Origin of the sequence: Protofrankia sp. Cas8 (assembly GCF_963555845.1) — a bacterium.
Classification (GTDB): Bacteria; Actinomycetota; Actinomycetes; order Frankiales; family Frankiaceae; genus Protofrankia.
Genome location: NZ_CAUVXI010000181.1, coordinates 3,837 through 11,532, shown reverse-complemented (window position 1 = coordinate 11,532; position 7,696 = coordinate 3,837). Strand labels below are relative to the sequence as shown.

Here is a 7,696-nt window from a genome sequence, read left to right as displayed (position 1 = left end):
ACCAGGCAGAGTAACAGCGGGATGGCCGGTGCGAGAACCAGGCTCAGATGCCCCGTACCGGCCGCCACCAGTGCCGGCGAAAAACCGTACACAGCGCCGCCGACATAGGCTGGGGCCGTCCGCACGCCGAGCGTGCGCGCAAAGAGGTAGGCGCCCGACGCCGAGAGCAAGAATGCCAGGACGACCAGCACGTTGTAGGATGCCACCGGGCCGGCGACGACGGTCAGCGGGGTCAGTATCACGCCTGGAACCAGGACGGATGTGTTCCAGAAGGCGTTTATTCCTTCTGGCGCGTTTGCCAGGTGTGTGATGAACGGGTTCGACAGGCTGGTTACCGCATGCGCGGTGTGGGCAAGCCACCAACAGTACAGGCCGGTGTCGTTCGGATTACCGGCGATGATGTTCCGGGCGGGCTCGGACCAGACCCTGATGGTGAGCGCAAAGGCCAGCAGCAGGTAGCTTGATCCTATCAGCGCCTGCGGCCGTAACCGCCTCAGCCGTCTCGGCCACCTCGGCTGCGTCGGCGTGGCAGGTGTCGGCGTGGCAGGTGTCGGCGTGGCAGGCACGGTCTGACCGACGGTCGACGGCTCGACGTTGTCCCCGGTCGTGGGTGCGGGTGCGGGTGCAGGTGCGGCCAGGTCGGCGGACCGCTGCTCCATTGCATCCTCCACTGGCTACCAACAGGAAATCACAGTGATGCCCGTCGTCCAACCATCGGCCTGAGCCGGTGCCCGGGACGAAGGTGTCGACAGTTGTCCTGCCCGTCCCTGAGTCCTGCCCGTCCCTGGGTCGTGCCGGTACCTGGGTCGTGCCGGTACCTGCTTGCCGTCGGTACCGGTGTCCGCGACGCCACGCCCCTCTTGCCGGGCACTCGTAATCATCGTCACATCGGCTGGCAGTGGCATGTCCCACGGAGTCAGCATCCCGACACGCGGTGCCTCTACCGGGCAGCGTCCGGCCCTCTGCCGGTCAATGCCGTGCTGGCGGCTGGTGCTGGCGGCTGATGCCGCTTCCTGCGCAATGCCCGTCTGGGGGATGCTGAGCTCCGCATCGCGGGCGCGGGGTGCATGTGACGGGTACAGGGAGGTCTCCGGGTGAGCAGGCCGAGTGGTGGCGAAGAGACACCGGCGGCGGGCGCTGTCGACTGGGAGCACCTTCGGCGGATGGCGAGGGAAATTGCGGCCCGTGCATACGCTCCGTACTCCCGCCTCCGGGTGGGCGCCGCAGCCGTGGTGGACGACGGCCGCCTGGTTGTTGGCTGCAACGTCGAGAACGCCTCCTTCGGGCTCACGCTCTGTGCTGAATGCAACCTGCTCGGCGCCTTGTATGCGTCCGGCGGCGGACGGCTCGTCGCGTTCGCCTGCGTGGACGCTGCCGGTACCCCGCTCGCACCCTGCGGTCGGTGTCGCCAGCTGCTGCACGAACACGGCGGTCCGGATCTTCAGGTAGCGCTGGCCGATGGTCCGCGTCTGCTCGGCGATCTTCTTCCAGTGGCGTTCGGGTCCACCGCGCTGCCACCGCCCGCCGATCCCGGTGCCGAACCCGCCGAGATCCGTGCCGAATCCGCCGCGATCGGCGGACCGGCGAACGGCGGTGGCCGTCCATGACCTTCCACGTCATCGACCTGATCAGGACGAAGCGGGACGGCGGTCGGCTGTCCGACGACGCCGTGGACTGGCTGGTCCGCGCCTACACCGACGGAGCTGTGGCCGACGAGCAGATGGCGGCTTTCCTGATGGCCGTGGTGTGGCGGGGCATGGAGCCGGCGGAACTGACCCGCTGGACCGCGGCGATGGTTGCCAGCGGTGAACGCCTCGACCTGTCCGGGGTGGGTCGTCCGACCGTGGACAAACACTCCACCGGTGGGGTCGGTGACAAGGTCTCGTTGGTCGTGGTTCCCCTTGTCGCGGCATGCGGCGCCGCAGTGCCCCAACTGGCCGGGCGTGGGCTGGGCCACACCGGCGGGACCCTGGACAAGATGGAGTCCATCCCCGGCTGGCAGGCGGCCCTCCCGCCCGACCGGATGCGTGCGGTGCTGCGGGATGTCGGCGGGTTCATGGCCGCTGCCGGCGCCGGACTCGCGCCCGCCGACCGCAAGCTGTATGCGCTTCGGGACGTGACTGGGACAGTGGAATCGATTCCGCTGATCGCGTCATCTATCATGAGCAAGAAGATCGCTGAGGGGACGTCCGCGCTGTTGCTGGACGTCAAGGTCGGCTCCGGGGCGTTCCTGACCTCACCTGCGGACGCGCGGCTGCTCGCCGAGACCATGGTCGAGCTGGGGAATGCCGAAGGCGTGGCGACCGAGGCGCTGCTCACGGGCATGGACACCCCCCTTGGACGGACCGCCGGCCATGCCCTTGAGGTTGCCGAGGCCGTGGAGACCCTGTGTGGCGGCGGACCGGCCGACCTGGTCGAGGTCACGGTGGCGTTGGCCCGGCGGATGTTGGCGCTGGTCGGTCTGGACGGCGGCGCGGACCCCGCGGACGTCCTCGCGGCGGGGACGGCGTACGACACGTGGCGTCGGATGGTCACCGCGCAGGGTGGCGACCCCGATGCCGCTCTGCCGAGCGCTGAGCATGTCGAGACCGTGTACGCGCCCGCCGGCGGTTTCCTGCGCACCTTGGAGGCGAGGGCCGTCGGGGTTGCCGCCTGGCGGCTCGGGGCGGGCCGTTCCCGCAAGGAGGACCCGGTGTCGGCGACCGCCGGTGTCCGGTGGTTGGCGGCTGTGGGGGACAGGGTCAGCGCCAGGTCACCGCTGCTGGAGCTCCACACCCACGATCCCGCCCGACTGCCGGCCGCACTGGAAGCGCTCACGAACGCCGTCGAGATCGGCGACACACCCCCGGTCGTCGAACCGCTGATCCGTGACCGCATCCACCTGTAGGTCGTGGTGTCCACAGGCATGGCGTGACAAGTCAGGAGGCAAGAAGGCTGGTGATGCCGCGCGGGGAACGTGGTGGCGCAAGGTGGCGGTCGGGGTGGCGCCAACCGCCTGGCCGACCGGCGACCACCGGGTCGAGATCCTCGGGTGGGAGCAGACGGGCCACCGCCTGCCCGTCGCTGATGATCAGAAATGCCTCGCCGGAGCGGGCGCGATCAAGGTACTCGGCAACGTAGTCGACGAAGTCACGGAGACTCACCGCCGAGCCCGAGCCCGAGCCCGAGCCCGAGCCCGAGCCCGAGCCCGAGCCCGAGCCCGAATCCGAGCCCGAATCCGTTTCATCCAGTGATGGACGGTTTTCGTCTTTGCTTGATGGAAAACACATGTTTCGAACGGTAACGGATCAGAACCGGATCGTGGAAGAGCACCGTGTGTCCTACCGTGCATGATCGCAATAATTCCCCGCGGCGCGGGGAAGTCTGCTGTGGGCACCGACCCGCGGCTCCCGTACGGTCGGACGATGAGCGCGCCCGCCCCGCCACCGTCGTTGGACGCCATCCGTCGGGCGCCCAAGGTGCTGCTGCACGACCATCTCGATGGCGGCCTTCGTCCCGCGACCGTCGTCGAACTCGCCGACGAGGTCGGCTACGACGCCCTACCCACCGTGGCTGTGGACAAGCTCGCGACCTGGTTCCGCGGTGGCGCCCACAGCGGGTCACTGGTGCGTTATCTGGAGACGTTCAGCCACACCGTCGGGGTCATGCAGACCGCGGACGCGCTCGCTCGGGTGGCCCGGGAATGTGCCGAAGATCTTGCTGCGGACGGCGTCGTCTACGCCGAGGTCCGGTTCGCTCCAGAGCTGCACGTCGAAGGCGGGCTCGCACTCGACGCGGTGATCGAGGCGGTTCTGGACGGCTTCCGCGCCGGTTCGGCCGGGACCGGGCTGAAGATCCGTGCCCTGGTGACCGCCATGCGTCACGCGGCCCGGTCGTTGGAGATCGCCGAGGCCGCCGTCCGGTGGCGGGACAGGGGCGTCGTCGGTTTCGACATCGCCGGTGCCGAGGCCGGCTTCCCGCCCACCCGCCACCTGGATGCGTTCCAGTACATGCAGCGGGCGAACGGGCACTACACGATCCACGCCGGCGAGGCGTTCGGGCTACCGTCGATCTGGGAGGCGCTGCAGTGGTGCAACGCTGACCGTCTCGGTCACGGAGTTCGGATCATGGATGACATCGCCATCGACCCGGACGGTGATGTGATTCTCGGGCGGCTCGCCAACTACGTCCGTGACGTCCGGGTGCCGCTGGAGATGTGCCCCACGTCCAACGTGGACACGGGGGCGTGCGTCAGCATCGCCGAGCATCCCATCGGTCTGCTGCGCAGGCTCCACTTCCGGGTGACGGTCAACACCGACAACCGGTTGATGAGCGGTGTGACGCTGTCGAGTGAGTTCGCCACTCTGGTCGACACCTTCGGCTACGGCTGGTCGGACATTTCGTGGCTGACCGTGAACGCCATGAAATCGGCCTTCATTCCGTTCGATCAGCGTCTCGCCATCATCAACGATGTGATCAAGCCTGGTTTCGCACGGTTGCGCTCCGGTGGGTAGCCGGTCGGCCGATGCCGATGCCGATGCCGATGCCGATGCCGATGCCGATGCCGATGCCGTGCCCGTCGTCCCGGCTCCAGCCACCGGGCGCCCGCAGCGTGCGCGCACCGGCGTCGTGGCCGGGCCGGACGGCCGTCCGCGCTGTCCCTGGGCACTGTCCGCGCCCGAGTACATCGCCTATCACGACGAGGAATGGGGGCGTCCGGTCCACGACACCGTCGGCCTGTTTGAACGCCTCAGCCTCGAAGCATTCCAGTCCGGTCTTTCCTGGCTGACGATTCTGCGCAAGCGGGAGGCTTTCCGGCGCGCGTTCGCGGGATTCGATCCGACGGTCGTCGCGTCATTCGATTCGGCTGATGTCGAGCGGCTGATGGCGGACGCGGGCATAGTCCGCAACCGGCGGAAGATTCTTGCGACCGTTAGCAATGCCCGCGCGGTCCTGGCGCTGGACGTGCCAGTATTGCTCCGGGGGACGGGGCCTCCGGCGGCGCGAAAGAACTATGATCGCGCCACTTTTGGCCCTCTGGGCGAGCTGGTCTGGTCGTTTCGGCCCGCTGCCACGGCGGCCCCGCTGGCACCGGCTGTGATCGCCGACGTACCCGCCTCCACAGCTGAGTCGGTGGCGCTGGCGAAGGCACTGAAAGCCAGCGGCATCGTTTTTGTCGGCCCGACGACAGCCTATGCCCTGATGCAGGCGTGTGGCCTGGTCAACGACCACCTCGCCGCCTGCGTGAACAGGTAGCCGGTGGGTGATCCGTCCACCGGCACGGCCTGCGTCCGAGGGTGCGGGCCCAGCTCGGGCCGACCCCGCGAGGTCGCGCGGTCCCGATGGGCCGGGCTGATCCGCTACCATAACTGATCATGTCGGACGTAGTGGTACTCGCGATTGTCAGCGTGGCCGTGACCGGCCTGGGCGTGCCGGGAATCCTGGCGCTGGCGGGCCGGCTGGAGTCGCGGCGGTCGCAACGGCTCGCCATTGGAAAGGAATGGCTTGACGTGCTCGACTTCGCCGCCGAGCAGCTGGCGAGATCCCAGCGAACCACCGGGCAATGTATCGGGCTGTGGTCCCGGGGAATTATGGACAACGACGACGAGGCACGGGAATGCCTCAAGCGTCGCAACGAGGCGAACGAAGCGGCTCGCACCGCCTATGGGCGGCTGTGTATCAGATTCGGCCCGGCCTCGGCCGTCGTACGGCACTATGACGAGGCGGTCGAAAGCACGCAACGGCTGACCGAGGTGCTGCGAGGCTATCGGGCTGGCGACACCTACGACGCCTGGGCGCAGCAGGCCGGCGCCGAGTCCGCGGAGCTCACCGCCGCGAACGAAAGGTTTCTCAACGTAGCCAACAGGGCGATGTCGGCGACGGCGCTGTCAGCCAAGGCGATGTCGGCCAAGGCAGTGTCATCGAAGCCAGCGCCGGCGAAGGCCGTGTCGGGCAAGGCCGTGTCAGCCAAGGCAGCGTCAGCCAAGGCGGCGTCGCCGGAGGCAGCGGCAGCGACGGCTGCGAAGGCGCCAGCGCCGAAGGATGTGCCGCCGAAGGATGTGCCGGCGAAGGAGGTGTCGGCCCGAAAATGACACGTGATGACCCGTCCGAGTGCCAGGGTCCCCGAATTTTCGCGAAGTGGACGTTCGGGGACGGCTCTATTGCCGGGCGTTCTTATTCGGGGACGGCGGCGAGGACGTCGCGGGTGGCGGACATGCCGAGCCTGGTCGCGCCGGCCTCGACGAACGCGAGTGCCTGTTCGGCGGTGCGGATGCCGCCGCTGGCCTTGATGCCGAGCCGGCCACCGATCGTCGCCCGCATCACCCGTACCGCCCGCAGGCTCGCCCCGCCGGCGGGGTGAAAGCCGGTCGAGGTCTTCACGAACTCGGCACCGGCTGTTTCAGCCGCCCGGCAGGCCGCCGCGATGCTCGCGTCCGGGAGCAGCGCACTTTCGATGATCACTTTGAGGATCACGTGCGGTGGGACCGACAGTCGTACCTCCGCGATCTCGGTCTCGATCGACCGCCAGTTCCCCTCCATCGCGCAGGCCAGGTCGATGACCAGGTCGATCTCGTCCGCGCCGTCGGCCACCGCCCGGCGTGCCTCCTCGGCCTTGACGACGGTCAGGTGGGTACCGTGCGGAAAGCCGATCACCGAGGCGACCGCGAATGCGGGATCGGCCGATCGGGCCTGTGAGCCGTCCGGGCCGCTACGACGTGCCGCGGCGGCCGCCAGGTAGACGTGGGTGGGCGCGACACACACCGTGGCGACTCCGAGCTCGGTCGCCTCGGTGCACAGCGCGAGGACCTCCTCGCCGACGGCTTCGGGACGCAACAGAGTGTGATCGATCATCCGGGCCAGTTCGGACCGGCGCGGCAGTGGAGCGCCAGGCGCGGATCCGCCGGCTCCGACTGGACGGTCCTCACCGACTGGACGGTCCTCACCGGGGGAGATGCTTGCCATGCAGCCCATCATTGCGGGTGGAAGTGAACGGGACCATGGCACTGTGCAGGAGGCGAACGAATCGTGCGGGTCGACGTCGTCGAACATCCCCTGGTAGCGGCGCGGTTGACGGTGCTGCGTAACAAGAGCACCGAACCGCCCGTGTTCCGGGTGGCCTTGCGTGAACTGGCGACCATGCTGATCTATGAGGCTGCCCGGGAGCTGGTCACCGTCGGGTACACCGTGGCCACCCCGCTCACCCCGACCAGCGGGCGCAGGCTGGCCACGGCACCGATCGTCATCCCGGTGCTGCGGGCCGGGCTGGGGATGCTGGAGGCGGCGCTCGGCCTGCTGCCCGAGGCGCGGACGGGCTTCATCGGCCTGGCCCGGGACGAGAAGACCTTCCAACCGCACGCCTACCTGGAGTCGTTGCCGGAGAACCTCGCCGGGTATCCGGTGCTGCTCCTGGACCCGATGCTCGCCACCGGTGGATCAGCGGCACACTGCCTGAACCTGCTGGCCGACCGCGGGGCTACCGGTATGATCATGATCTGCGTGCTCGCCGCACCCGAGGGCATCGCGGCACTGGACGCGAGCGGTTTCGACGTGCGCGTGGTCACCGCGAGCATCGACGAGCGGCTCAACGACGACGCCTTCATCGTCCCGGGCCTCGGGGACGCCGGCGACCGCCAGTTCGGCGCGGTCTGACTGTCCCCGCGCATCAACGACGTATCGGCTCCCGGCCGCGCCGTCTGGTGCGGACCCACCGAGTCGA

Annotated in this window: 8 protein-coding genes and 1 pseudogene; 6 read left to right on the top strand and 3 right to left on the bottom strand. The window is 68.7% G+C overall.

The genetic code is table 11. The features are described from left to right. Nucleotides 1–659 (bottom strand): annotated as a pseudogene (locus U9977_RS21055) (hypothetical protein); the annotation flags it as partial. Nucleotides 660–1,094: 435 nt separating this feature from the next. On the opposite strand from U9977_RS21055, the gene U9977_RS21050 reads away from it, so the two are divergent. Together U9977_RS21050 and U9977_RS21045 are read left to right on the top strand one after the other, a co-directional pair. Next, nucleotides 1,095–1,607, top strand: a complete 513-nt coding sequence (locus U9977_RS21050; RefSeq protein ID WP_322751010.1) for a cytidine deaminase — start codon at nt 1,095–1,097, stop codon at nt 1,605–1,607. After that, nucleotides 1,604–2,887: a thymidine phosphorylase gene (locus U9977_RS21045; RefSeq protein ID WP_322751009.1), complete on the top strand. Its 1,284-nt coding sequence runs from the start codon at nt 1,604–1,606 to the stop codon at nt 2,885–2,887. Before U9977_RS21050 ends, U9977_RS21045 begins: the two co-directional genes overlap by 4 nt. A gap of 31 nt (nt 2,888–2,918) precedes the next feature. Here the strand turns inward: U9977_RS21045 and U9977_RS21040 are convergent, their stop codons facing one another. Further along, nucleotides 2,919–3,143, bottom strand: a complete 225-nt coding sequence (locus tag U9977_RS21040; protein ID WP_322751008.1) for a hypothetical protein — start codon at nt 3,141–3,143, stop codon at nt 2,919–2,921. Nucleotides 3,144–3,404: 261 nt separating this feature from the next. Here U9977_RS21040 and U9977_RS21035 point away from each other — a divergent pair, with 261 nt between their 5' ends. From U9977_RS21035 to U9977_RS21025, 3 genes are all read left to right on the top strand, one after another. Then, nucleotides 3,405–4,493, top strand: a complete 1,089-nt coding sequence (locus tag U9977_RS21035) for an adenosine deaminase (protein WP_322751007.1) — start codon at nt 3,405–3,407, stop codon at nt 4,491–4,493. A gap of 58 nt (nt 4,494–4,551) precedes the next feature. Continuing rightward, nucleotides 4,552–5,235 carry a DNA-3-methyladenine glycosylase I gene (locus U9977_RS21030; protein WP_416210723.1) on the top strand — a complete coding sequence of 228 codons (684 nt, stop codon included), beginning with the start codon at nt 4,552–4,554 and terminating at the stop codon, nt 5,233–5,235. A 119-nt stretch (nt 5,236–5,354) separates the two neighbouring features. Then, nucleotides 5,355–6,071 carry a hypothetical protein gene (locus tag U9977_RS21025; RefSeq protein WP_322751006.1) on the top strand — a complete coding sequence of 239 codons (717 nt, stop codon included), beginning with the start codon at nt 5,355–5,357 and terminating at the stop codon, nt 6,069–6,071. A gap of 82 nt (nt 6,072–6,153) precedes the next feature. On the opposite strand, the gene deoC is transcribed toward U9977_RS21025, so the two are convergent. Further along, entirely contained in the window at nt 6,154–6,942 is a 789-nt protein-coding gene (deoC, locus tag U9977_RS21020) for a deoxyribose-phosphate aldolase (RefSeq protein ID WP_322751005.1), read from the bottom strand. Nucleotides 6,943–7,005: 63 nt separating this feature from the next. On the opposite strand from deoC, the gene upp reads away from it, so the two are divergent. Further along, the gene (gene upp / locus U9977_RS21015; protein WP_322751004.1) at nt 7,006–7,629 is read left to right on the top strand and encodes a uracil phosphoribosyltransferase; all 624 of its coding nucleotides are present in this window, start codon (nt 7,006–7,008) and stop codon (nt 7,627–7,629) included. Nucleotides 7,630–7,696 lie beyond the last annotated feature (67 nt).